The following is a 25,247-nucleotide window of genomic DNA, read 5'->3' as shown; positions in this document are numbered from 1 at the left end:
TATGATTACTTTTTAAACCATTTTTTATATCTATGAAATTAATTTTTATCATCGTGCAGTTCCCTCGCGGCCTCGACTGATCGATTGAGGTCTCTTTCTTTTAAACTCCCTGAACCATGACGATGTAAAATAACAGTCGTGCCTATCTGTCTATGCACATTTGATCTTTGTTTTCTTTTTTTATGAAGTGTGTTGAAAAGATGCCAGAACAGACCACTTTTACTCCAGAGCCTAAAGCGGGTGTAAATTTCTTATAAAATCTGACTCTTTAATTGGACTTTTTGTAGAACCGTCGTTCGTTATGTGCAGCCAAGGCGCACAGCAGCCGTAGTGTACATACGAGTACATGAGGATTGCGAGCACACCGCGTAACGCCGAATTCACACCACGCAGCAAATTATGCAAGAGGTTGATTAGGTAATACGCTACACTGAGTGTTTTGTTGTAGATAATTGATCACAATATCGTGGTGATTGTCCGTTTTGAAATTATCAAATACTTTTTCCACTTTGCCATCAATATCAATCAAAAAACTAATCCGATGAATGCCATCATAGGTTTTTCCCATGAAACTTTTACGACCCCAAACGCCGAATTTTTCCGCAACCTTATGGTGTTCATCCGATAGCAAAGTAAAATTCAATAATTCTTTATCGGCAAAACATGCCAATTTTTTCGGTGTATCGGTACTAATGCCCAGTACTTCAACGTTGGCTTTTTTCAATACATCCATTTTATCGCGTAGGCCACAGGCTTGAACGGTACAACCCGGTGTCATCGCTCTTGGATAAAAGTAAATCAAAATACGTTTTGTAGAAAAGTCGCTAGACTTAATCTCTGAGCCATCTTGATCGAGTAAACTAAATTGTGGTGTAACATCTCCGGCTTTCAATGGACTCATCATTCACTCTCCGTTTAATCGCTATATTGTGAATAGTTCATAATATTAATATTGCCCTGTACATTAAATTCTGTACATAACTGTTTGAAAGTTGTTTAGGTAATTGAGTTATTTTCGCTGGTAGGACTATGAAAGTTACTTTTATATGTCTTGTAACCCGTGAGTATGATACCTCATAGTAAAAGTAAAAAAACACAGGTTTCCGAGCGTTCATAACACACTTAGTTACTTGATTTTTGATAGAGGTAACTGTTTTTTATATTTGTTTCCCAGTGATTTCTGTACAAAATTACTACTTTTATAGTAGATTTTGCAACAAGCCTAATGTGCTACCACAATTAAACGTATCGCATCAAGCCGCCAATTGGCTTGATTCAAGTTAGCTAAAACTTGTTTATAATTATCTTGCAAGGCTACTATTTCGCTATCACGAATAGTTGAGTTGACCATTTTCAGTGCTTTCATACGTGCTAACTCGGTACTTAGCTGCTCGTTAGCGTTATCTTTCGCATTGTTAATCAATACCTTTGCTTGCGGTTTTACCAACACTTCAGCCTGTTGTAGTATGCCATGTACTTCTTGCTGTACGGTATTGATTAATTTACGCGCCATATGGCGGCTAACTAAGGTTAGTTGGCAATGAAAGTGCTCGAACTCTACCTGAGTAGCTAAATTAGCTCCTTTAGGATCTATTAGCATACGTATTGGCGTTGGCGGTAAAAAACGAGTCAGTTGTAAGTATTTAGGTGCTTGCGCTTCAACCACGTAGACTAATTCAGTCAGCAACGTACCAACAGGTAACGCTTTGTTCTTCAGCAAAGCAACAGTACAACTGCCAATATCACTCGATAGAATCAAATCCAGACCATTACGGATGATCGGATGTTCCCAACTGATAAACTGAGCATCTTCTCTACATAGCGCCAAATGGCGGTTGAATGTCACCGTGCAACCTTCTGGTGGTAAACCAGGAAAATCAGGCACCAGCATGTGATCCGAGGGGTTAGGATAGTCAGATTATCACTGCTGTCTTCTTGATTGATACCCACAATATCAAACAGATTAACGGCGAAGTTCACCAATTCTACATCATTATCTTGCCGAGCAAGGGTTAACGCGAGCTGCTGGCTTTGTTCTCCACCGTTGGAATGCATTTCTAGCAAGCGGTCACGACCCTGCTCCAGCTTTGATTTCAGAAGATCGTGTTGCTGGCGACAACGATGAATAAATTCATCTAGCATTTTCTTTTCTTCATCGAAGCCAGGTGAAGAGAGATAATCAATCAACTCCTGATAACAACTATCATAAATGGCACGACCCGTTGGGCAGGTATGTTCAAAGGCATCTAATCCTTCGTGATACCAACGTACTAAAATGGCCTGTGCGGTATTTTCCAGATAGGGCACCATAATTTGAATGTCACGCCGTTGACCGATGCGATCCAAACGCCCTATCCGTTGCTCCAGTAGATCGGGGTTAAACGGCAAATCAAACATCACCAAGCGGCAAGAAAACTGGAAATTACGCCCTTCAGAACCGATTTCAGAGCACAACAGAACCTGAGCACCCTCTTCTGTTGAAGAGAAGTACGCCGCTGCGCGATCACGATCAATGAGGGATAAACCTTCGTGGAATACACCAGCACGTATCGCTTCTCGTTCGCGTAATACCTGCTCTAATTGTAGTACTGTGGTGGCCTGAGCACAGATAACCAGCACTTTCTTATCACGGTTAGCAAGCAAATAATTTAATAGCCATTCGATTCGGGGATCAAAATTCCACCAGGTTGCGTTTTTACCTTCAAGTTGTTGGTAAATTTGCTCTGGATAGAGCATCTCTTTAGCACGCTCTTCCTGTTTTTTATTGACACTCATCATATCAGAGACTTTAATTGCCGTTTTATATTGACTGGGCAACGGCAACTTAATTTGCTGCACCACACGCTGTGGAAAGCCTTTGACTCCATTACGGGTATTACGAAATAGCACCCGGCTGGTTCCGTGACGATCCATCAACAAAGTGACAAGTTTACGACGTGCTACTGCCTGGTCTTCATTTTGGTTATTAACTGCCTGTAGCAATGGCTTGATGTTTTGTTCTTTGATCAATTCACTAAGCAAGTTCAGCTTATCTTGTGCCAAATGCTCACCGCCAAGTAATAGCGTCACGGCATCAGCAATTGGACGATATTTTTGTTGTTCTTCGATAAACTTTTGATAGCTATGAAAACGATCCGGATCCAACAAACGTAAACGGGCAAAATGACTTTGTTGACCTAGCTGTTCAGGAGTGGCAGTTAACAGCAAAATACCCGCGATATGTTGTGTTAACCGCTCAATAACCTGATATTCGTGGCTTGGAATGGTTTCATTCCAGGCAAGATGGTGAGCTTCATCCACCACCAACAAATGCCAACCGGCAGCGGAAATCTGATCTGAACGTTGCTTATCCTTACACACAAAATCCAGCGAGCAAATTACCAATTGCTCAGTTTCAAATGGATTACTGCTATCTTGCGTTGCTTCTATGTAACGGTTGTCATCAAACAGTGAAAAACACAGATTAAAGCGACGCAACATCTCTACCAGCCATTGATACTGTAAACTTTCTGGCACCACCAGCAACACTCGCTCAGCACGTCCCGTCAGCAATTGCTGATGGATAATCATCCCCGCTTCGATGGTCTTTCCCAAACCTACTTCATCGGCTAACAACACGCGTGGTGCATGGCGCCGACCCACTTCATAGGCGATATGTAATTGGTGGGGAATCAAATCGGCCCGGATACCGCGCAAACTACTCCAAGGGAGGTGAAACTGCTCGCTTTGGTATTTACGAGCACGAAAGCGCAGCGCAAAACGATCCATACGATCAACTTGACCGGCAAATAACCGATCTTGAGGTTTATTAAAAGTGAGTTGACTATCAAGAAAGACCTCTCGCATCGTTACATCGTTTTCGCCGGTATCCAGACGAATACCGACATAACTCAGCAAGCCATTTTTTTGCTCTACTGAGACGACTTTTAGCTGCCAGCCCTCGTGATTATTGACGGTGTCACCTGGATTAAAAATCACTCGGGTAATGGGAGGATGATGCTTAGTATAGAGGCGGTTCTCACCGGTTGCGGGGAACAGCAAAGTGACCATACGTACATCAACAGCGATGACGGTACCCAGTCCAAGTTCACTTTCTGTGTCGCTGATCCAGCGTTGACCAAGAGTAAAAGACATAAATTATCGGCTCGATTTTTGTAAACAATATTCTTCAGGATATGGAATAGACTTCTTGCAAAAACATAGCGAGTGCTGCGAGGTCAAGGCGCATGGAGTGTAAAAATCGCAGTGTACATACGAGTACATGAGGATTGCGAGCACCAGGTAACGCAAAATTTGCAGTACGTAGTAGGTTTTGTAAGAAGTCTAATGTTATTCGTGATGCAAAGTGAGGGCGGTATGTTAATGGAAGAAGCGCACTGCGTCACCTGTAAAACGTTAGGGGAAGTCGACTGATTTGCTGATTATCCTACAATAAAAATAAATCTAACAACGAGTTAAGAAATAATTTCCCTTTTTCAGTAATCTGCCAATATTCATCGGTCTCCTCCAAATAACCTTTAGCCAGGGCTTGATCCAAGGGAGAGCGAATGACACTTTCTGTTAATCCCGTTAAATTATAGAAATCAACACGGGGTGTAGTTTCCAATAAACGGAAACGATTCATAAAAAATTCGAATGGACGCTCAGTTCGTTCAACATTATACTGTTGATTTTTATACTTACCTTGCATAAAACCACGTGGATGCTTCGTTTTTACTGTACGTAATATCTGACCATCACTAAAGGTTATTTTACTATGAGCACCACAACCAATGCCAAGATAATCACCAAAACGCCAATAATTTAGATTGTGCTGACATTGATAGCCTGATTTGGCATACGCTGAAATTTCATATTGCTGATAACCGGCGTTGCTTAAAACCTGGTGCCCTTGTTGAAAAATTTCCCATAATGCATCGTCGTCGGGTAGAACGGGAGGACGAGAGCTGAAAGCGGTATTTGGTTCAATAGTGAGCTGATACCAAGAGATATGGGGTGGATTTAAGGCGATGGCTTGACGAAGATCGTCAAGGGCTTCTAACGGTGTTTGATCGGGTAAGCCGTGCATCAGATCTAGATTAAAACTACGCAATTGCAGCGAAGTTGCCAGCAGTGCCGCTTGTTTTGCTTCATCACTGCCATGTATGCGCCCAAGCTGCATGAGCTTACGGGGGTTGAAACTTTGTACACCAATAGAAATACGGTTCACTCCGGCGCACTGGTAGTGACTGAAACGATCTGCTTCGATCGCACCCGGATTGGCTTCCATTGTTATTTCAGCGTGTTTTGCCAGCGGCAGCCGTGCTCTGACACCTTGTAACAATTGCTGCATGGCTTCAGCACTCAGTAAACTTGGAGTGCCACCACCGATAAAAATGGTGCTAATTTCTCTCCCGCTACTAAGAGGCACATCAGCATCAAGGTCGGCGAGCAAATGCCTAACATATTCTTGATGAGGAACCTTTCCTTTTAATGTATGAGAATTAAAATCGCAATAAGGGCATTTTTGTATGCACCAGGGAATATGAATGTAAAGGCTGATTGGCGGTAATTTAATCATTTTTAAAAGCATTCAACAACAATTTCAATGCTTGACCACGATGGGAAACCGCCCGTTTTTCCTCATTACTCAACTCTGCCGCTGTACGCCGGAATTCGGGGATATAAAAAACAGGATCATAACCAAAACCCCATCACCCATTCGAGTGTGAGTGATTTCTCCCTGCCAACAACCGTGAAACACCAATGGAACCGGATCAGCGGCATGACGCAGATAAACTAACACACAATGAAACTGTGCTCTCCGTCGTTGATCAGGTATGTCTTCCATGCGGGCCAGTAGTTTCTCCAGATTTTCCTGATCACTGGCATGACTACCAGCATAGCGAGCCGAACAGACCCCCGGCGCTCCCCCTAATGCATCTACAGCTAAGCCAGAATCATCAGCAATAGAGGGCAAACCCGTGTGCTGTGCGGCATGACGTGCTTTTAAAATGGCATTTTCGATAAAAGTAAGGCCGGTTTCTTCAACAGAGGCAACACCCAGCGCCGTTTGCACAACGACATGCAAACCGCAACTGGACAGCGAGTCTGCCAGTTCACGTACTTTACCTGAATTACTGGTGGCTAATACAATTTTTTGCATCAATAAATCCTGACTAATTAGTTTAGACTTCTTGCAAAACCGTTTTAGAGCCGGTTCCAAATCTTCTTGAGCGACGCTCAGACGAGGAAAAAACGGGCGAAAAAGCGTATTTTACTCTTTGTATACAACAAAAGGGAGTCAATGAACATTTTGAACTCGTTTTTGACAAATTACTTGACCAAAACACGGCGAGAATAAGAGATTTCGAACAGGTTCTTAGAGTACTAACCACAACTCACCGAGCAAATCCATCCCCAGATAATTGATCAGATACAAAATCAATATCACCGCCATCGGAGAAAAATCAATACCACTCATCGATGGAAGAACACGGCGAATCGGGGTTATCAACGGCTCGGTTAATTGATACAACAGATAGTCCATTGAACCACGACCTTGGCTAATCCAACTCATTAATGCCCGAATAATCATCACCCAGAAAATGAGATGACCCACGGCTTTGAGCAAAGAGATGACACCGAATAGAAGATTGTAGGGGTTTAATGCAATGCTTCCCCTTGAATCAGCAATAACAGCGGATACTTTATCGTCATCAACAAAAATGCCAGCAGCAATGACGCCCCATCGATTGCTCCTGACGACGGCAGTATCTTACGTAAGGGAGAGACAATCGGCTGGGTAAATTTCACTACGGATTGTGCAAATGGGTTGTAAAAATCACTCCGAACCCATTGCATCCAGACTCGTAACAATAACAACATGACGTAAAGGTCAATGACGGTTTTAGTCAGAAAAATCAGTGTTAGCATAAATTGTTTTTAATCCTTAATTATATTAAATTCTTGCAAAATCTGTCGTGTAGCGTGGATTACCCTTCAAAGAGCGATGACTAAAATAGTTTCTCCATTTCTTCTGCACGGATGGTCGCCGCTTGCATGGCACGGGAAACAATACCCGATAAATCTTGCTCTTCAAAGACCTGTAACGCTGCTGCTGTCGTTCCTCCTTTCGAAGTCACTTGCTCACGTAATTTGGATAAAGGCAACTGTGGATTAGCTTCAACCAGTGCTGTAGCACCGGACGCCGCTTGTTGCACCAGTAATCGTGCTGTTGCTTCGTTAAATCCCTGTTTAATGGCCTGCTGCTGCATAGCTTCCATCAGCAGGAAAAAATAAGCGGGAGCACTGCCAGCAGCAGCAATGACTTTATTGATATCTTGTTCGTTTTCTAGCCAACAAATTTCACCGATTGAACGCAGCAGACGTTCGGTGAAATCACGATCTGCCTGATTAACATATGTTGGCGCAAACAAACCGCTCATTCCTTTGCCTACTGATGCAGGCGTATTTGGCATAATGCGGATTATATTAAGCTTATCGCCCAACAAGGCGTAAAAACGTGAAATGCCGATTCCAGCAGCAATGGATAAGATTAACTTACTAGAAAAATCGATTTTTTTCCCTTGCAGCGACTGGCAAACCTCGACCATAACTTGTGGTTTTACTGCTAGCACAATAACCTCTGCTTGCTGAGCTTGAGCGATATTATCACTGCTATTTGTGATATTAAACTCTTCAGACAAGGCATTACGCTTATCCACAGAGGGAGCGCAAACACTGATTTGCGTAGCAGGATAACCACTGGTGATCAATCCTGAGATGATCGCACGAGCCATATTTCCCGCACCGATAAAAGTAATATTACGATTTTTCATAGAAATATCTCTTTAGATTAGAGTCCTATCACGTAAACCATATAACATGATTGCTTCTGTTAATAATGTTATTTTATATCAATAGACTTCTTGCAAAACCGTCTGTAATCACGGGTGCCAAAAATAGCGCTGCCAATCCGCAGCAAAGTACTGCCGGCATGAATAGCGGCAACCATATCAGCACTCATTCCTAAAGAAAGCGTATCCATTTGAAAATAATTTCTTTTTAGTTCCAAAAAAATCTGTTTTATTTCCTTAAAATTTTCCAGTTGACGCTGATAATCATTTTCTACTGCTGGAATAACCATGAGTCCCCGTAATCGTAGCCTGGGCAAGGTACAAATATTTTCTGCCAGCTGCCGCAACTCATGTAATGGGATCCCCGATTTATTACTTTCATTACTGATATTAATTTGGATTAAAACATTTAACGCAGACATATTAACCGGACGTTGCTTATTTAATCGCTGAGCTATCTTCAGATTATCCACAGTATGACACCAAGCAAAATGCTCTGCTACTAAACGACTTTTATTCGATTGTAACCGGCCAATAAAGTGCCATTCCAATGTTAAGTTCCGTGCAAAATGATGAATTTTTTCTACCCCTTCCTGAACATAGTTTTCACCAAAGGCACGTTGTCCGGCTAAGATAGCTTTTTCGATCGCCGTCACAGGTTGAGTTTTACTCACTGCAAGCAATAACACTTCTTCTGGAGAACGTGCACAGTCTCGTGCTGTTGATGCGATCCGTTCTCTCACATCATGTATATTCTGTCGGATAGTCGTCATCTCGTACTCATATGGACCAAGGAGTTTGCAATGGATTTCGAGGAGTTCGTTGCCTTCAGTGTAAAGCATAAGGCATCCGATCTACATCTCTGTAGCGGTCATCACCCACGGTTGCGTATTGATGGTGTGTTACAGTCTTTACAGCAATATGCACCGCTAAGTGATAGCTGGACGCAAATATTGTGTCAGCAACTATTAAATGAAAGGCAATACTTAAAGCTACAGCAAAAAGGACAACTCGATTTTTCTTACACAACGAAACATGGACAACGGTTAAGAGGCAATTTTTTCCAGCAACAACACGGATTATCTGTCGCTTTCCGTTTAGTATCCAGTCACTGCCCTGAACTGAAAGCCTTAGCTGCTCCCGCAATCATCGAACGATTAATGCAGCAAGAAGACGGTTTGATTTTAGTGACAGGTGCCACTGGCAATGGCAAATCAACCACACTAAACGCCATTATTGGTGCCATTCACCAGCAAGGCGGACGGCATATTATCACGTTGGAAGATCCTATTGAATACATTCATAACGAGGGATCAGGGCTTATCCAACAACGAGATTTAAGCTGTCACACTCACTGCGCGAGCGCTGCTTTGAATGCGGCGCTACGTCAAGATCCTGATATTATTTTACTCGGTGAACTGCGTGATACGGCAAGCATTCGTCTAGCATTGACTGCAGCAGAAACCGGTCATCTTGTTTTGGCGACGTTGCATACCCGAACAGCAGCACAGGCGGTCGATAGGCTGATAGATGTTTTTCCGGCAGAAGAAAAGGCATGTGTACGAGGGCAGTTAGCCGTCGGACTAGTTGCAGTCATTGCTCAAAAGCTTGCTCGTAAGCGTGGAGGGGGTCGTATCGCTTTATTTGAAATTTTGGTTCGCAGCACAGCAGTCAGCAATCTGATCCGTGAAGGAAAAACACACCAGCTAGAAGGTGTCATGCAAACAAATGGGCAACTGGGTATGCAAACTTTTTCGCAGGGAATACAGCAGCGTCAAAAACAGAAGCTATTGGCAGAAATTGAGCAAGAAATTTAATCAGGATAAAAATAGACATAACATCAACAGACCCCTTGCAAAACCGTATTTCGTTATGCAAAGTTCGTTATGCGAAGTCAGGACCGCTTGAAGCACGCGGTGTACATTAAGAGTATTGCGAGCACCACGCAATGCAGAATTTGCAGCACGTTGGCCATTTAGAATAACAAATCACGCACAGATCTCATGCGTGCATTTTTCTTACAACAATGTTCGTATCAGAAAAAACACTACTAATCATATTTTTGCTATCAGTATGTGAAGGGCGCGCCTGCCAATCGAGGATACCATGACCAGTACTCTCATCGAGACTAACACAAGCGATAGCTGAAGTGGCAAACATTGGGGGATAGTGCCCCGGGCAGAGTTCAGCAACCAAATAACCCACCAACGGCAAATGTGATATCAACAGTACCGCGGAACACCCTTCTTTCGCCAACGTTTGTAAATAGCAAGTCATCAATACCACGTCACCGCTCGGAGTCAGCTCTGGCATGACCTCTTGCTCTCTTGGTAAAACAAGGGCTTCACGCGTAACCTCAAGGGTTTGTTTCGCTCGCAGATAGGGGCTGACTAATATTTGCTCTATATTCACGGATTGCTTATTTAGCCAACTTGCCACTTGCAGCGACTCACCTCGACCAGATAAGGTGAGAGGTCTTTCTACGTCTTTGATTGTATCCGGTACCGCGTCGCCATGACGCATAATTAAAACTTGCATATTACACCGTTTTCATTAACAAAAAAGAACGTTATACGGGAACACCTAACATGCTATAACGCCGAAGTCCCAGCTAAAGATCGAAGAAACTTTCAAACGATAAACACGCTATCTCTATGCCGGCTGTGCATTCTGCCTGAAAATTAACATGAATAAAATGTCTATTTTCTATACACATCCATTAGTAATCAGTTTATCTTCCTATCTTATCAACCAAGATCAATAATTTAACCATAATTATACTTGATGTTAATGAGTGGTTATTACCTTTAACAAAAATTCTACCCATACCCTTAACTTCTGTTAAACAAACCTGGCATTAACACTTCTATCCAGATAACACAACTCTATTTAATATCATCATAGTACAGTGCTGAATAATTGCTGCTAATTACTGACATCACCCTACTAATAAGGATAACCTTATCATTTATTTTTATTAATTTACTCTCAAGTTAAAACCTGATATTTGCTGGAATTTGGTTTTATTTTTTTCAACTTGAAATTTCAACGATTCATTTGCGAAAAAGTGCAGTCTGCATTTACTTTTTAGCAACAAAAGGAATAAATGAGCACATTTTTGACGAAATATCAGCGAAAGCAATAGGTTTCGCAAGTGGCTAAGACTATGACGTTAAAGATGTACACATTGGCTAGAAAGCAAACTAAGCAATCAAATGGCACAGAAACGCCCCTCTTTTTATTCGACAATTATCATCTTTCCAAAGGGAAAACTCACATCAAGCTCCACCAGATTATAAGGATCGATTTTAATCGTATGAACATTAACATCACCGGAAAATAAGTAAAAAATACTCTAAGACGGAATGCTATCGTGAAGCCAGGAGCTCCACGCGCTTTGACTTCACATAACGCACTACAGTTTTACAAGGAATCTATTACCAATAGCAGCGATAGCCTCTTCGCGCATTATATTAATCCTTAGAAAGTAAATTTAACGAGTAGGGATACCGCTTTCTCCCTCTTTGTATACCGTAAATTCCTCAATAAAAATGTTAATTACAGTACTTATATGAAGATATTCATGTGAAAACGGCAGAACACAAAAAACTCCGGTTATTAACCAAAGCTTTTTAGAAAAGAAAGTTAAAAAAATACGGATATCATTCGCAGAACCTATACCAAATCTATGCAAAATGCAAAAGCTCATTGATAATTCGGTGTAATACAATTATAGGGTAATCCCACAACCTACTAAAAATCTATTCCGCTCGTTGATACTTCGTCAAAAATGGGATAAAAAATGCTTATTTATTACCCTTTATTGTTACAAAAAGTGACTGCACTTTTCGCTAATTTTTTCCTTTTCTTTGAGCGTCACTCATGACGATTTCAAACAGGCTCTCAGATATCACAAAGGCTGTATGATATGATTGTTTTTATTAAAAAATTATTTATTATCAATATATTAGGTATTATTCCATAATCAGATTATGCCACTCTTGCCATGTCATTTTATGACGACTAGGTTGAAATTGAGAAATCACACTGAACGATCAGTAATTGAAAAGTTACGTAAATAAAGGGTATATAGTACTCAATATAGAGTACTATGTCCCCTTCCCTGGTGTTAGCCAATTGGCAACCCTTCTTCAAGCTACGCTTGCAGAAGGGATTTTTTGTCTGGAATGTTCGATCAATTGTCAGCACATCGTTTTAACACGATGAGCTTCTAATAATTTTTCACTGAATGTAACGCTACGTACATAAACGGCAACTGTATAGTATGACCACTATGAAACCGCTTTATATACCCGTGATCAATGAAGATGCTTGATTTTGAAGTCGATAAGGATCATGCTCATAGCCATGAAAATAGAGCTGACTGCTGACCAGAAAATTACCCTCGAAGCCCAACATCGTCAAAGCCATGACCGCCGTGTCTGTGACAGGATCCGGTGTGTTTTGTTGTCCGCAGACGGCTGGACTCCCCCTATGATTGCTCACTCACAGCTCATTAATGAAACCACGGTGCGGCGCCACCTTACAGACTATCATAAACTCAACAAGCTCAAGCCTGAAAATGGCGGCTCCGATGGCTATCTCAATGCGGAACAGACCACGTCGCTGGTTGAACATCTCACCCAGCCGCTCTACCACCACAATCACCAAATTGTGGCGTATATCGCGGGACGCTGGAACATCACCTTTACCGTATCAGGTCTGTATAAAGGGTTGAAGCAGCATGGCTTTAGCTATAAAAAGCCGAAAGGTGTTCCGCATAAATTTGCCGTTGAGAAACAGCAGCAATTTATAAAGACCTACAGCGAATTGAAAGACGCCGCGGGTAATGACCCCATACTGTTTATTGATGCCGTTCATCCGACACAAACCACCAAAATAAGCTACGGCTGGATACGAAAAGGCCAGGATAAAACGATAGAGACCACCGGAAGCAGAACGCGGTTGAATATCATGGGAGCCTTGAACATCCAGAATGTGGCTAACCCCATAATCCGTGATGATGAGACGATTAACAGCGAAAATGTGGTTCACTTCCTGTCTGCCATTCGCGCGCATTATCCCATCACGACAACGGCACATGTGATCCTCGAGGGTGCAGGCTATCACCGTTCACAGCTTGTGCAAGACGCCGCGCTTACGTTGAATATCCAGCTTCATTACCTTCCGCCGTATAGCCCGAATCTAAACCCGATAGAGCGATTGTGGAAGGTGATGAATGAGCAAACACGAAACAATAGATATTACCCATCTAAACAGAGTTTTAAGAACGATATCTTAAACTTCTTTGAAGTGAAGCTACCACAAATGGCAAGTTCTCTGGTATCTCGCTTAAACGATAATTTCCAGGCGCTAAATCCTGCATCTTGATTTCACTTGGGTATAGATTGACGTCAGTATACCGCGCAAAATATTGAGTTCTTCGCTCTCAGGGCGTGCACGAGTAAATAAACGACGTAATTTGTTCATAATCTGTCCCGGATGAACCTGACGAATAAAACCAGTGTGGACCAAAGTCTGCTCTAGATGCTGATAAAAACGTTCAAGATCATCGGCTGGTGGGTAGGCTGTGGTTTCTTCTGGTTGCAGCAAAGGTTGCTGTAACTTTAGAGAAGCCTTGTGTATTTCATAAACGAGAATTTGTACTGCCATTGCCAGATTAAGCGAGCTGTATTCTGGGTTTGTCGGGATTGCCACATGATAATGGCATTTTTGCAATTCTTCGTTAGTTAACCCTGTGCGTTCACAGCCAAATACCAGCCCAACAGGCGCTTGTCTAGCCGCAGAAACACTACGAACAGCGCACTCAGACGGTTCTGAAATCGGCCATGATAGAGTACGTGAACGGGCGCTGGTTCCGATCACCAGGCTGCATCCCTTTAGTGCATGATCCAACGTATCGACAAGAGTCGCTTCCTTGATAATGTCAGCGGCACCAGCAGCCAATGCGGTGGCCTGGTGATCCGGTTTTACCAGTGGATTCACCAGATATAGACGAGTTAACCCCATGGTTTTCATTGCCCTTGCGGTCGAACCTATGTTTCCAGTATGCGATGTTTTAACCAAAATAATACGAATATTATGTAGCATGCTCACTCTGAATGATTAAGGGGAGACAAACACATTTTAACACAGACGTAGGCATTTTTTCGATCCCCTGCTATACTGCGCGCCGCTTCCTGTTCTTTAACATCCTAGTGGAAAAAATACCCATGCATCCAATGCTGACTATTGCCATACGTTCTGCACGTAAGGCCGGTGATTTTATCGCCCAAAGTTATCACCTCCAGAATTCTACCGAATCGAGTAACAAAAGCAGGAATGATTTTGTTACTTGTCTTGCTCAGGGGCAGAACGTCAGGTTATTGACGTTATCAAAAAATACTACCCCAAACATAGTATCATCGCTAAACATTGTGGTGAACGCATTGGTGATGACAGGGATGTACAATGGGTTATTGATCCACTGGGTGGTGTTGCCAATTTTATCAAATGCCTACCTCATTTTGCGATATCTGTTGCTGTGCGTATCAAAGAGCACACTGAGGTTGCTGCGATTTACGACCCGGTGCGCAATGAATTATTCACCGCGGTCCGCGGGCAAGGAGCACAGCTTAACGGTTATCGGTTGCGTGTTATCGCTGCCCAAAAAAGAGATTTGCGTACCGCTACGCTAGTGACAGCTTTATCCGTTAATTCCCGTCAACACTCAGCAAGTTATCTCAATATATTTAACAAATTGTTTATGCAATGCACTGATATGAATAGTTCTGGTTCATCTGTCCTAGATCTGGCCTATGTTGCCGCGAGCCGTGTGGACGGTTTCTTTGGTGTCGGTTTAGAACCTCGGGATTTTATCGGCGGTGAATTACTAATACGTGAATCTGGCGCTCTGATAACAGACTTTACTGGTAATCATAATTATTACGATTCCGGTAATGTTGTCGCTGGTAATTCAAATGTAGTTAAAGCGATGCTGCAAACAATACGTGAAGAATCGAGCGAAGCACTTAAACGCTGATTTTTTTCTCCGTCTAAGCTTCACATACGACGATTCCGAACAGGCGCCAAGGACATCAAGAAAAAACAGTAAGTTGTAAGCCAATGTAAAAATCATCACTTAAACAAGCTCTATTTACCTCTTTTGCTATGCTTAGACTGATAAGTACTAACATTACTCTTGCAGAAGGATGTATGAGCCTGGAAACTTTTCCTGTGATTAAGCTATCTAATCAACAGCGACAGTGTCGTGCATTGTTGATGCTTTTTTCACCAAAATCAGCGGTGCCACTAGAGACTATTAGTCAATTCAATGGCGTAGCATCTACGATTAGTCGACAAGATATCGCTGATATTGCCAATGATATAAAACTATATCATCTGGATATTTGTATCCACGCCAATAACCGTTGCCAACTTGAAGGAAAATTATTGGATAAAAGGCTGTGCCTCATCCATTGGTTACGCCGTGGATTACGCTATTGCCCTGAGTTTATTGATAACTACTTTTCTGTGTATTTATATCAAGCATTGTCTTTAGAATCGCATCAAGTCGATAACTGGTTAAAACCGCAGTTACAGCGAATCATTGCTCATTGTGAAAAGCTGCTGACACAGCCTTTTAGTGAGAGGGATCGCCGGTTTTTACTGATTTATATTTTTTATTGTGCCTGGGAAAACCAGCAACAATGCTGCCTCAAGCTAAAAACCAATCAGAGGGACTGGCTGAATCAGAAACGAGAACGGGCCGCCGCTAATATCTTGTTTCATTCAGTAAATCCCCTTTTACCTACCCCTTTGGCTACCATTGAACGAGATATGATCATCTTAATGCTGACCTTGCTTAAACCTCATAATTATGATAGTAGCAGCTCAGTTGAAGATACGAGATTAATGGTCTCCATTCATCAATTAATTAGCCGTTTTCAGCAATTGTCCGAGAAAAAAGTGAGCAACAAGCTGGCGTTAGCGAGTCGATTATTTGCTCATTTAGGACAGGCCATCCCACGTTGTCACTTTGATATTGGTGTTGAAGGTTTATCATTAGAGAGAATCACTAAAAAATATCCACGATTGTTACGTACTACCCAGCAATCTTTGAGAGAGTTTGAAAGAGAATATCAAATCGAATTTTCATCGGAAGAAACGGGACTGATCGCACTGAGTTTTGGTGCCTGGTTAATGCAAGGTAATGCCTTACAGGAAAAACAGGTACTTCTACTCACCCGGGATAATTCTCAACTCGAAGATCAATTGGAACAGCAAATTCGAGAGTTGACAATATTGCCACTGCATATCAGATATCTGCCTCTCGATCAATATCTTCAATCAGGGAAACCAATGGATGATGAATTAGTAATAACACCCTATTTTGTTCTTTTTTCCCCATCAGCACCGCCATTGACGCAAGTTTTTCTACCACTGACTAAACAACAAAGCGAGCGAATACGTATTTTACTGGAAACACCTCATCATTCAAATTATTAGATTTGACTGTATTGTTCCCATGCATTATAAAATCCCCGTCTTCAAGCTGCGAGTTACTCGGGGAAAATCATTAGACTTCTTGCAAAACCGTCGTTCGTTATGAATTGTATTTTTGTTCATCACTTACCAACAAAAAACGGTTTTTTCTTCCTAAGAGGCTTGCCGTCGCGTAAAATTCTCGTATAATGCGCCCCCGTACCGGTGGATGGCTGTGAACAAAACACTTTTATGCTCACAAGCTATCGCCTATACGGTAGCTCCAAAGGCGGTTTTTAGGCGTCTAAAGCGGGAATAGCTCAGTTGGTAGAGCACGACCTTGCCAAGGTCGGGGTCGCGAGTTCGAGTCTCGTTTCCCGCTCCAATTTTTTCAATTTCACCTCGATTATCCACAAAGCATATTAGGCTACCACGCAGTCCGATCACTCAAAAAATTAATTTCGTCAACAGACTTATCCACATATTCCCCCTTCCTCACATACTGGTAATGAGTTAATAGCACTCCATTGTTATTATATATCTAATTGATTTTATTTATTTTATTTTTATATGCAAATATTAAATCAATCACTTGCTATTTTTTTTCTTTTAATTGACAAGGTTTTTTATTTTTATGCACAAGGAGGTCGGAACATTATCCACAAAATAATAACTGATTGAAAAGTATTAGGCATCCCGAGGTAATCCTCTTTTCACCACACGAACCAGCCGTTTTTTTTGTGCCGATTGAACCTGTACCTCTTGCGCAACACGACGAGTTAGCTGTTGATTAACCGCCCACTCAATGTGTTCATCGAGCATAGGGTGCAAACCTCGGCGTTTTTCCAGTGCTAATACAATATTGTCCTGGTAGTCAGCGTTACCTAATGCAACCGAAATATTACGCAACCAGCGTAGATGACCAATACGCCGGATGGCGGAGCCTGCGGTTATTCGCAAAAACTGTTCTTCATCCCAGGCAAAGAGATCCAGTAACTTGGGTGTATGTAATGACGCCCGTGGACTAAAATCTTCCTCATCGGTCAGTTGCGCAAAACGATTCCACGGACAAATTAGCTGGCAATCATCACAGCCATAGATTCTATTGCCCATTAACGGACGGAATTCTTCGGGGATGGTACCTTCCAATTCAATGGTGAGATACGAAATACAACGGCGGGCATCGATAGTGTAGGGGGCGACAATCGCCTGTGTCGGGCAGATAGTGATACAAGCAACGCAGCGTCCGCACCCTTCCTGTACGGGTTGATCAATGGGCAGAGGTAAATCAATTAATAATTCGCCTAAAAAAAACCAAGAACCGGCTTCACGATTTAATACCAGAGAATGTTTACCGACCCATCCAAGCCCCGCTTTCACCGCTAATGGCCGCTCCATAATAGGTGCTGAATCAACGAAAGGACGAAAACTAATTTCGTTAATATCACTGCAATAAGTTTGAATTTTATCGCCCAGTTTTTTAAGCCGTTGGCGCAACAGTTTATGATAATCCCGCCCCAAGGCATAGCGGCTGATATAACCCAAATCGGAATTATTTAATGTGCTAGCAAAGGAAGCTTCAGCGGGTAAATAATTCATGCGTACGCTGATTACCCTTAAGGTGCCGGGCAGTAACTCATGTGGTCGCGCACGTAGCATACCGTAGCGTGCCATCCATGCCATTTCTCCGTGGTATTGTTTATCTAACCATGCCTGAAGCTTGGGTTCTTCCGCAGACAAACCAGTATCGCATATTCCTACTTGCTGGAAGCCCAGTGATTGCCCCACTGTTTAATATGTTGAGCTAGTTGATTTAAATCTAGATGATGTGCCATAAGTAACCTACAAAAAAAGCAGAAAGATAACTGTGCTAGTGAACATAGCAAAGTTATGCTGCATTTCATGAGAACCTGTTCCAAATCTTTTGGGCTGTGTTCAGAAGAAGCAAAAATGGGCGAAAAGGCGCAGTCTACTCTTTGTATACAACAAAAGGGAGTCAATGAGCATTTTGAGCACATTTTTGACGAATTACTTGACCAAAACACGGCTAACACAAGAGATTTCGAACAGGTTCTAAGTCATTTTCGCAAGAAATCTAATATACTAGTACCAATAGTTTTGTTTTTTATTAGGCTTCTTGCAAAGCCGTAGTGCGTTATGTGGAGAGTTCATTATGTGAAGTCAAGGCGCCTAGTAGCGCAACAGCTGCAGTTACATGCAAGTATATGAGAATTGTGAGCACCGCGTAACACAGGATCTGCAGCGCGTAGTAGGCTCTACAACACGTAGTAGGTTTTGCAAAAAGTCTATTGTAGACGCCCTACTTATGTAGGGCAGAATGTCAGCTGTAATAGGGTGTTACAATGGGTTAACCTAGTGGAAACCGAGTCAAAATAGATGTCATCGTCGCCAATAAAACTACAAGGCAGTAATTTTACCCTGGTGGTTGTGCACTTACACAGTTCACAACCGGGGGAGATCCGCCTGGCATTACAACAAGAAGTGGATAAAACGCCCACATTTCTGCAAAATGCGCCCGTGGTGATTAATGTCGCCATGTTGCCGACAGAAACAAATTGGGTGGAGCTGCAACAAGTGGTGGCAAGCGTTGGCTTGCATGTTGTTGGCTTTAGTGGTTTTCGTGATGATGAACACAAAACTGCACTGATAAAAGCAAATTTGCCGTTACTCAGTGAAGGAAAAAAAGAAAATTCGGCACCAAATCCACCTGAGGGTAGTTTGTCTAATAAAGCACAAATCGTCCGCACTCCTGTCCGTTCTGGTCAACAAATTTATGCTCGTCATCGTGATTTGATTGTTATGAGTAGTGTCAGCCGTGGTGCCGAGTTAATTGCCGATGGTAATATCCATGTCTATGGAAAAATGTGCGGACGGGCGCTCGCAGGAGTCTCTGGCAATGTTGAATGTCAAATTTTTTGTACGCAATCGGAAGCTGAACTGGTTTCTATCGCTGGGCATTATTGGTTGAGCGATAAAATTCCGTCTGACTATAAAGACAAGATTGTTCGCTTCTATTTATTGGGTAATGCCCTAGCTATAGAATCATTAAACTAAGCCCTTTAACAAGGAATCCACTTCATGGCACGTATCATTGTTGTTACATCGGGTAAGGGGGGTGTTGGCAAGACGACATCAAGTGCGGCCATCGCGACGGGTTTGGCTCAACAGGGTAAAAAAACAGTGGTCATAGATTTTGATATTGGCCTGCGTAACCTTGATTTGATTATGGGCTGTGAGCGGCGGGTGGTTTATGACTTTGTTAATGTGATTCAGGAGGATGCCACCTTAAATCAGGCATTAATCAAAGATAAACGCACAGAGAATCTGTATATTTTACCTGCCTCACAAACCCGTGATAAAGATGCTCTGACTAAAGAAGGCGTCGAGAAAGTGTTAACGGGTCTTGATGAGATGAATTTTGAGTATGTTGTTTGTGATTCCCCTGCAGGGATTGAAACGGGGGCATTGATGGCACTGTATTTTGCCGATGAAGCGATTATCACGACCAACCCTGAGGTCTCCTCAGTACGTGATTCCGACCGCATTCTTGGTATTTTATCATCAAAATCGCGTCGTGCTAAGCGAGGTGAAGAGCCAATTAAAGAACACCTATTACTCACTCGCTATAATCCAAGTAGAGTTAGCCGTGGTGATATGCTGAGTATGGAGGATGTTCTTGACATATTGAGGATCCCACTGTTGGGCGTTATCCCGGAAGATCAGTCTGTTTTGAGCGCTTCCAATCAAGGCGAACCCGTGATCCTAAATGGGGGATCCAATGCCGGTAAAGCGTATGCTGATACTGTCGCTCGCTTATTAGGAGAAAAGCGCAACTTCCGTTTCATTGAAGAAGAAAAAAAAGGGTTTCTAAAACGCCTTTTTGGAGGATAACACGATGGCTTTATTAGACTTTTTTCTGTCAGGGAAAAAACCGACGGCCAATATCGCCAAGGAGCGGCTACAAATTATCGTTGCCGAGCGTCGTCGTGGCGAACAAGAACCTCATTATTTGCCCGATTTGAAACGTGATGTTCTGGCGGTAATCTGTAAATATGTGCAGATCAATCCTGACATGTTGCAAGTACAGTTTGAACAGAAAGGGGATGATATTTCGGTATTAGAACTGAATGTAACTTTACCGGATATGGAAGAAACATCAAAATGACGGGTTTCAAGTGATTTAATTTTTCACATCATGAGGGTAAGACAATGTCAGAAAAAAAAAGGTGGATAGTCATTGCTTCAACAATATTACTGAGTGGTACTGCTACTGGTGTACTCGCTGCCGATGGAGCTGTGATTCAAAATCATGATAATCAGCACTACTATTTATCCGTCCCTGATAGGGTTGAAATCCCGTCAATTTACGAACATTTTCTTGCTGAACAACCAGATAGACCGGACACGGCAATCACTCCTCCCCGGTATTAGATCCTAATATTTTTTGAGTATTTCCTGTAACGGCGAGGCTAATAACTCAGCACGCCATGCAGTGATGAGTTCTGGCAGCTGCTCTGTTGATTTTGGCTGCCAATGCCATTTTAATAGTTGATTAATTTGTCTACGTGAAGCCAACAACTCGCTGTTTAGTCCGCAAGTCAGACTAGTCAATTGCACTTTCTTCTTAATCTCTTTGAAAGCTTCTTTATAGTTATGCTGTTCAAACAAAGTGGTTGCCAATGGTAGTAGCAGTTTTTCTGGTGCCAGATTGCCTTGTGCGACTGATTCCAACAAAGCTTTCCCGTGAGAATGGACCTCCAACCTGCTCAGTCCCAGTGAATTCAGTTCCCCAAGAGAAGTGGGTCGATAACGTGCAACCTTCCACAACCGTTCCTCCCGTATCACAAAATTCACCGCTAAATTGCGTTCACGTGCTTCGTTTAAACGCCATTCAGCCAGTTTTTGTAAACAGGCCAGCTCAGGGATCGATAATTGCCAGGCACGAGCAATTTTACGGTAAGCCAGTGCTGGATCCAGAATTTGACTACGACGGTGAACAAGTAATAAACATTCATATTCAACGGCTTCCATCCAACCGGCAGCAACTGTTTCGGCAACCAATTGTTTCGCGAGTGGCAAAAGGTGAAATACATCGGCAGCAGCATAATGACATTGTTCTTCACTCAGTGGGCGCATCAACCAATCGGTACGCGATGCATTCTTATTCAATTCAACACCGCAATATTGCTTCACTAAAGTGGCAAGACCACAGGACAGGTTGTGTCCAGTAAAAGCCGCCAGGATCTGGCTATCAATCATGGGAGTCGCTAACTGATTGAAGAAATGTAAGAAGACTTCAATATCTTCTCCTCCCGCATGTAAAAACTTCACCACATTTTTATCCTGTAACAGCTGACAAAAGGGCTGCCATTCTCTGATAACAAGTGGATCGATAAGGGACAGATTTTCACCGTCGTACAATTGCATCAAACCTAACTGCGGGTAATAGGTGTGTGTTCTGATAAATTCTGTATCCAGTGCCACTTCTTTACGGGTACGAGCTTGCTCGCAAATTCTTTGCAACGCACTGTCACTCGTGATCAATTGATAATCCAAAGTATCATTCTCTTTCATTACGCAGTTCCCTGCGGAGTATTTTGCCTAAGTTAGATTTCGGCAATTGGTCGCGAAACACTACTATTCTCGGTACTTTATAACCCGTGAGGTAACGACGACAGTGGGCAAGCAGTTCATCTTTACTCAAACGGCTATCTTTTCGCACCACAAAAATTTTTACTCTTTCACCCGAAATGTGATTAGGCACACCCACTACTGCCGATTCCAGCACTTTCGGATGCATGGCAACCACTCTCTCGATTTCATTGGGATAAACGTTAAATCCTGAAACCAAAATCATATCTTTTTTACGATCCACAATACGCAAAAAACCTTGATCATCCATAGTCGCGATATCACCGGTTGCTAACCAGCCATCTTGTAAGACTTGCTGTGTGGCGGCATATTGTCGCCAGTAACCTAACATAACTTGGGGTCCACGTACCCATAATTCACCTGGTTCACCGAGAAGAGCACTCTTACCCTTACTATTGAGTAAACGGATCTCTGTTGATGGCACCGGTATTCCGACACTCCCGCTATACGTTTTTAGGTCGTGTGGGTTACTGGTAACCAATGGCGAACATTCCGTCAGGCCATAACCTTCATTAAGGTGTTGACCGGTTAGTCGCTGCCATTGCTCTGCGAGTGTTTTTTGTCCTGGCATGCCACCACTGACTGAGAAACGCAATGTAGAAAAATCAAGTTTTTTAAAAGCTGCATGATTTAATAACGTGTTGAATAACGTATGAACACCTGTTATCGCACTAAAGGGATAACGACTTAATTCTTTTACCATCGCCGAGATATCACGCGGGCTGGTGATCAATAAATTTTTTCCACCTCGTTCGATAAATAATAAGCAATTAATGGTCAAAGCAAAAACATGATAAAGCGGCAAAGCGGTAACGACCAATTCCTGCCCTGATTGCAGTAATGATCCGTAGGATGCTTTTACTTGCTCAAGATTAGACAACATATTGCGATGAGTTAACATGACGCCTTTAGCCAATCCGCTCGTGCCACCGGTGTATTGTAAAAACGCCACATCAGTGTTGATGATATCTGGTTTCACATATTGTAGTTGTTGCCCTTTGCGCAACGCAGTACCAAAGGGGACGGCACCAGGCAAGTGATATTGGGGTATCTGCCGTTTGATATATTGCAGCACAAAATTCACTACAATCTTCTTGGCGACTGAAAATTGATCCCCCACATGCGTCAAAATGACATGCCTTATCTGGCTGTAGCCAATAACTTTTTCTAAAGTACGGGCAAAATTAGCCACAATCACGATCGCCGTTGCACCGCTATCGTTGAGTTGATGTTGCAATTCAGGTGATGTATAGAGGGGATTGACATTCACGACTATCATGCCAGCCCGTAAAATGCCAAACAGTGCGATGGGATACTGCAACAGGTTTGGCATCATTAGAGCAACCCGGTCGCCCTTTTTTAAACCCAATTCCTGTTGCAAGTAGGCAGCAAAAGCACGGCTATGCTCTTCCAACTGGTGGAAAGTCATCGCCTCACCTTTATTAATAAAGGCAACTTTGTCTGCATAAGCTAATACTGCATTCTCGAACATCTCTGGCAAAGACGCATAACGATCCGGGTTAATCTCTGCTGGCACGTCAACGGGATAACGTTTTAACCATATTTCTTCCACCTTGCTTACTCGGTAACGATAGTCTGTATTTGTGCAGTCTGGTTATTGTACCATCCCCAATTGGGATAACCACGCAAGCCCCAGGGATCCATTAGCGCCGGTGGCATAACGATTTGCTCCGCCAGATACCAACGCTTATAACCGTTAACATTAATCACTACGAAATCATAGGGAACTTTGCCGATTTTACCCTTTTCAATGCCGGCAACGGATCCAATAACCGTGACTAAACGCCCTTGAAAATCTACAGGTTCAAGAAACGCATTAACATAAGCAATAATCCTCCCTTGAGACGCTTCACCTAAAATCGGTTTGGCACCGCTATCCAGAGGAACGCTGGTAATTTCCAAACGCGTCCGTTTCGGCTCATTGACAACACTCACAACAGTCCCCCCGAAGCGGGCTTCTTGCCCGATAAACGCCTGAGGGGTCATTTTTATTACATTCAGATTTTGTTGTGGTGTCCTGGTGGTGCCTTCTAGCACTTTAGGTACATTCACACACCCCACCAGCAACATAACAGCCAAAGTCAATGCTGTAAAAGACGCTTTATTGCTAAATACATTGATTGTCACCACAGGTTATCTCCGCCAAAAATCTGCTCAAAATCTATTTAATTTTTTCCACGTTACTTCATTGCGTAAGTAGATCGGTTCAGCTTGTTCAACTTTGATAACATCTCCGTCGTACCACGATTGTAACGCGAGCGGTAACATATCTTCCGCCCGTGGTAATGTTAATTGCCCCGTCGACAAGATCACTCCGCTGTCGGCAATCAAATCAGGATAGGTTTGCCAACCCGTCCCCACAGTAACCCAATGACCTGCCAACGACTGTGAACACAATAAAGCCTGTTGAGGTGTGATAACTGCCTCGCTATCTGTTCCCAGCCAGTAACCAGAGGCACTTTGCGTAAATTGCCCCCAATAAATCTCACCCATACGGGCATCAATCGCTGCTAATACTTGCTGCGCTCCACTCTGCCGCCATGCGCCTTGAGCTAAAGTTTGTAAAGTTGAGACACCAATCATCGGCAAATCAGTGCCTAATGCTAGCCCTTGCCCAATGCCAATACCGATACGCACACCGGTAAAACTGCCAGGACCACGCCCAAAGGCTAACGCATCCAATTGATGAAGAGAGAGTTCTGAGTCAGCTAGAACCTGTTGTATCATAGGTAAAATACGTTGTGTGTGCTTGCGAGGACAAACCTCAAATAAGGTACAAATTTCACCGTCATTCCAAAGGGCGACAGAACAAGCCTCTGTTGCCGTATCAATCGCTAAAATTCGCACCGACATGCCAACCTCGGAAGAAAAAAAAGAAGGGATTTATTTATAGTCCGTTATGCTTCGTTACAACCCCAGCGTAAACAAGATCCTGCAGAACACAAATCATAGCATACCTTGCGATGATATGAGCCTTACAACATTAGACTTCTTAGAACCTGTTAGCAATTTCTTGTGCTCACCGTGTTTTGGTCAAGTCATTCGTCAAAAACGCGCTCAAAATGCTCATGAATGCCCTTTTTATTATATACAAAGGATAAACTGCGCTTTTTAGCCCGTTTTTTCTTCGTCTGAGCGTCGCTCAAGAAAATTTGGAACAGGCTCTTCAAAACCATAGTGACATATACCCGTGATCAATGAAGATGCTTGATTTTGAAGTCGATAAGGATC

General features: G+C 42.8%; 17 protein-coding genes, 1 tRNA gene and 5 pseudogenes. 9 read left to right on the top strand and 14 right to left on the bottom strand.

Annotated features, from left to right (window positions below):
* Window positions 1-397: 397 nt before the first annotated feature.
* From bcp to CCS41_RS11380, 7 genes and pseudogenes are all read right to left on the bottom strand, one after another.
* A complete protein-coding gene (gene bcp / locus CCS41_RS11415; RefSeq protein ID WP_072551016.1) occupies window positions 398-901 on the bottom strand; it encodes a thioredoxin-dependent thiol peroxidase in 504 nt (167 codons plus the stop codon).
* A gap of 321 nt (window positions 902-1,222) precedes the next feature.
* Window positions 1,223-4,134: pseudogene (gene rapA, locus CCS41_RS11410) on the bottom strand (RNA polymerase-associated protein RapA).
* Window positions 4,135-4,426: 292 nt separating this feature from the next.
* On the bottom strand, window positions 4,427-5,560 hold the full coding sequence (hemW, locus tag CCS41_RS11400) for a radical SAM family heme chaperone HemW (protein WP_072551017.1): 1,134 nt from the start codon (window positions 5,558-5,560) through the stop codon (window positions 4,427-4,429).
* A pseudogene (gene rdgB, locus CCS41_RS11395) lies at window positions 5,553-6,145 on the bottom strand (RdgB/HAM1 family non-canonical purine NTP pyrophosphatase). The gene hemW and the pseudogene rdgB overlap by 8 nt, the downstream one beginning before the upstream one ends.
* 216 nt (window positions 6,146-6,361) lie before the next feature.
* Window positions 6,362-6,915 (bottom strand): annotated as a pseudogene (locus tag CCS41_RS11390) (YggT family protein).
* 80 nt (window positions 6,916-6,995) lie between these two features.
* Entirely contained in the window at window positions 6,996-7,820 is an 825-nt protein-coding gene (gene proC, locus CCS41_RS11385) for a pyrroline-5-carboxylate reductase (RefSeq protein WP_072551011.1), read from the bottom strand.
* A 68-nt stretch (window positions 7,821-7,888) separates the two neighbouring features.
* Window positions 7,889-8,622 (bottom strand): annotated as a pseudogene (locus tag CCS41_RS11380) (YggS family pyridoxal phosphate-dependent enzyme).
* A gap of 19 nt (window positions 8,623-8,641) precedes the next feature.
* Here CCS41_RS11380 and CCS41_RS11375 point away from each other — a divergent pair.
* Window positions 8,642-9,655 carry a type IV pilus twitching motility protein PilT gene (locus CCS41_RS11375; RefSeq protein ID WP_072551013.1) on the top strand — a complete coding sequence of 338 codons (1,014 nt, stop codon included), beginning with the start codon at window positions 8,642-8,644 and terminating at the stop codon, window positions 9,653-9,655.
* A 184-nt stretch (window positions 9,656-9,839) separates the two neighbouring features.
* On the opposite strand, the gene sixA is transcribed toward CCS41_RS11375, so the two are convergent.
* Window positions 9,840-10,376 (bottom strand): phosphohistidine phosphatase SixA, encoded by a 537-nt coding sequence (sixA, locus tag CCS41_RS11370; RefSeq protein WP_072551014.1) that lies wholly within the window; start codon window positions 10,374-10,376, stop codon window positions 9,840-9,842.
* A gap of 1,830 nt (window positions 10,377-12,206) precedes the next feature.
* Here sixA and CCS41_RS11360 point away from each other — a divergent pair.
* Window positions 12,207-13,229, top strand: a complete 1,023-nt coding sequence (locus tag CCS41_RS11360) for an IS630 family transposase (protein WP_119797580.1) — start codon at window positions 12,207-12,209, stop codon at window positions 13,227-13,229.
* Here the strand turns inward: CCS41_RS11360 and trmJ are convergent.
* A complete protein-coding gene (gene trmJ, locus CCS41_RS11355) occupies window positions 13,212-13,949 on the bottom strand; it encodes a tRNA (cytosine(32)/uridine(32)-2'-O)-methyltransferase TrmJ (RefSeq protein WP_072551064.1) in 738 nt (245 codons plus the stop codon). The genes CCS41_RS11360 and trmJ overlap by 18 nt on opposite strands.
* 122 nt (window positions 13,950-14,071) lie before the next feature.
* Here trmJ and suhB point away from each other — a divergent pair.
* From suhB to CCS41_RS11340, 3 genes and pseudogenes are all read left to right on the top strand, one after another.
* Window positions 14,072-14,880, top strand: a pseudogene (gene suhB, locus CCS41_RS11350) (inositol-1-monophosphatase).
* Window positions 14,881-15,053: 173 nt separating this feature from the next.
* A complete protein-coding gene (gene csiE, locus CCS41_RS11345) occupies window positions 15,054-16,346 on the top strand; it encodes a stationary phase inducible protein CsiE (protein WP_072551062.1) in 1,293 nt (430 codons plus the stop codon).
* A 285-nt stretch (window positions 16,347-16,631) separates the two neighbouring features.
* Window positions 16,632-16,707, top strand: a tRNA-Gly gene (locus CCS41_RS11340).
* 302 nt (window positions 16,708-17,009) lie between these two features.
* On the opposite strand, the gene queG is transcribed toward CCS41_RS11340, so the two are convergent.
* Window positions 17,010-18,110, bottom strand: a complete 1,101-nt coding sequence (queG, locus tag CCS41_RS11335; RefSeq protein WP_420866968.1) for a tRNA epoxyqueuosine(34) reductase QueG — start codon at window positions 18,108-18,110, stop codon at window positions 17,010-17,012.
* 609 nt (window positions 18,111-18,719) lie between these two features.
* On the opposite strand from queG, the gene minC reads away from it, so the two are divergent.
* From minC to CCS41_RS11310, 4 genes are read left to right on the top strand one after another with little or no spacing between them, the layout of a single operon-like run.
* On the top strand, window positions 18,720-19,397 hold the full coding sequence (gene minC, locus CCS41_RS11325) for a septum site-determining protein MinC (RefSeq protein ID WP_072551059.1): 678 nt from the start codon (window positions 18,720-18,722) through the stop codon (window positions 19,395-19,397).
* A 24-nt stretch (window positions 19,398-19,421) separates the two neighbouring features.
* Window positions 19,422-20,234 (top strand): septum site-determining protein MinD, encoded by an 813-nt coding sequence (gene minD, locus CCS41_RS11320; protein WP_072551058.1) that lies wholly within the window; start codon window positions 19,422-19,424, stop codon window positions 20,232-20,234.
* 4 nt (window positions 20,235-20,238) lie between these two features.
* Window positions 20,239-20,508 (top strand): cell division topological specificity factor MinE, encoded by a 270-nt coding sequence (gene minE / locus CCS41_RS11315; RefSeq protein ID WP_072551057.1) that lies wholly within the window; start codon window positions 20,239-20,241, stop codon window positions 20,506-20,508.
* 44 nt (window positions 20,509-20,552) lie between these two features.
* Window positions 20,553-20,774 (top strand): hypothetical protein, encoded by a 222-nt coding sequence (locus CCS41_RS11310; RefSeq protein ID WP_072551056.1) that lies wholly within the window; start codon window positions 20,553-20,555, stop codon window positions 20,772-20,774.
* A 3-nt stretch (window positions 20,775-20,777) separates the two neighbouring features.
* Here the strand turns inward: CCS41_RS11310 and rnd are convergent, their stop codons facing one another.
* From rnd to tsaB, 4 genes are read right to left on the bottom strand one after another with little or no spacing between them, the layout of a single operon-like run.
* On the bottom strand, window positions 20,778-21,899 hold the full coding sequence (rnd, locus tag CCS41_RS11305; RefSeq protein WP_072551065.1) for a ribonuclease D: 1,122 nt from the start codon (window positions 21,897-21,899) through the stop codon (window positions 20,778-20,780).
* A gap of 4 nt (window positions 21,900-21,903) precedes the next feature.
* Window positions 21,904-23,568, bottom strand: a complete 1,665-nt coding sequence (gene fadD / locus CCS41_RS11300) for a long-chain-fatty-acid--CoA ligase FadD (protein ID WP_072551055.1) — start codon at window positions 23,566-23,568, stop codon at window positions 21,904-21,906.
* Window positions 23,569-23,573: 5 nt separating this feature from the next.
* Window positions 23,574-24,143 (bottom strand): Slp family lipoprotein, encoded by a 570-nt coding sequence (locus CCS41_RS11295; RefSeq protein WP_083429670.1) that lies wholly within the window; start codon window positions 24,141-24,143, stop codon window positions 23,574-23,576.
* 27 nt (window positions 24,144-24,170) lie between these two features.
* Window positions 24,171-24,869: a tRNA (adenosine(37)-N6)-threonylcarbamoyltransferase complex dimerization subunit type 1 TsaB gene (tsaB, locus tag CCS41_RS11290; protein WP_072551053.1), complete on the bottom strand. Its 699-nt coding sequence runs from the start codon at window positions 24,867-24,869 to the stop codon at window positions 24,171-24,173.
* Window positions 24,870-25,247: the final 378 nt, after the last annotated feature.

It is taken from the genome of Candidatus Fukatsuia symbiotica (genome assembly GCF_003122425.1).
GTDB lineage: Bacteria > Pseudomonadota > Gammaproteobacteria > Enterobacterales > Enterobacteriaceae > Fukatsuia > Fukatsuia symbiotica.
The sequence above is the reverse complement of the archived record's forward strand: the minus strand, read 5'-3'. Positions and strand labels throughout refer to the sequence as shown.

What these genes read in the sequence shown, in the direction of transcription:
- bcp (WP_072551016.1), bottom strand. Translation starts at nt 901, where the DNA reads ATGAGTCCATTGAAAGCCGGAGATGTTACACCACAATTTAGTTTACTC.
- hemW (WP_072551017.1), bottom strand. Translation starts at nt 5,560, where the DNA reads ATGATTAAATTACCGCCAATCAGCCTTTACATTCATATTCCCTGGTGC.
- proC (WP_072551011.1), bottom strand. Translation starts at nt 7,820, where the DNA reads ATGAAAAATCGTAATATTACTTTTATCGGTGCGGGAAATATGGCTCGT.
- CCS41_RS11375 (WP_072551013.1), top strand. Translation starts at nt 8,642, where the DNA reads ATGGATTTCGAGGAGTTCGTTGCCTTCAGTGTAAAGCATAAGGCATCC.
- sixA (WP_072551014.1), bottom strand. Translation starts at nt 10,376, where the DNA reads ATGCAAGTTTTAATTATGCGTCATGGCGACGCGGTACCGGATACAATC.
- CCS41_RS11360 (WP_119797580.1), top strand. Translation starts at nt 12,207, where the DNA reads ATGAAAATAGAGCTGACTGCTGACCAGAAAATTACCCTCGAAGCCCAA.
- trmJ (WP_072551064.1), bottom strand. Translation starts at nt 13,949, where the DNA reads ATGCTACATAATATTCGTATTATTTTGGTTAAAACATCGCATACTGGA.
- csiE (WP_072551062.1), top strand. Translation starts at nt 15,054, where the DNA reads ATGAGCCTGGAAACTTTTCCTGTGATTAAGCTATCTAATCAACAGCGA.
- minC (WP_072551059.1), top strand. Translation starts at nt 18,720, where the DNA reads ATGTCATCGTCGCCAATAAAACTACAAGGCAGTAATTTTACCCTGGTG.
- minD (WP_072551058.1), top strand. Translation starts at nt 19,422, where the DNA reads ATGGCACGTATCATTGTTGTTACATCGGGTAAGGGGGGTGTTGGCAAG.
- minE (WP_072551057.1), top strand. Translation starts at nt 20,239, where the DNA reads ATGGCTTTATTAGACTTTTTTCTGTCAGGGAAAAAACCGACGGCCAAT.
- CCS41_RS11310 (WP_072551056.1), top strand. Translation starts at nt 20,553, where the DNA reads ATGTCAGAAAAAAAAAGGTGGATAGTCATTGCTTCAACAATATTACTG.
- tsaB (WP_072551053.1), bottom strand. Translation starts at nt 24,869, where the DNA reads ATGTCGGTGCGAATTTTAGCGATTGATACGGCAACAGAGGCTTGTTCT.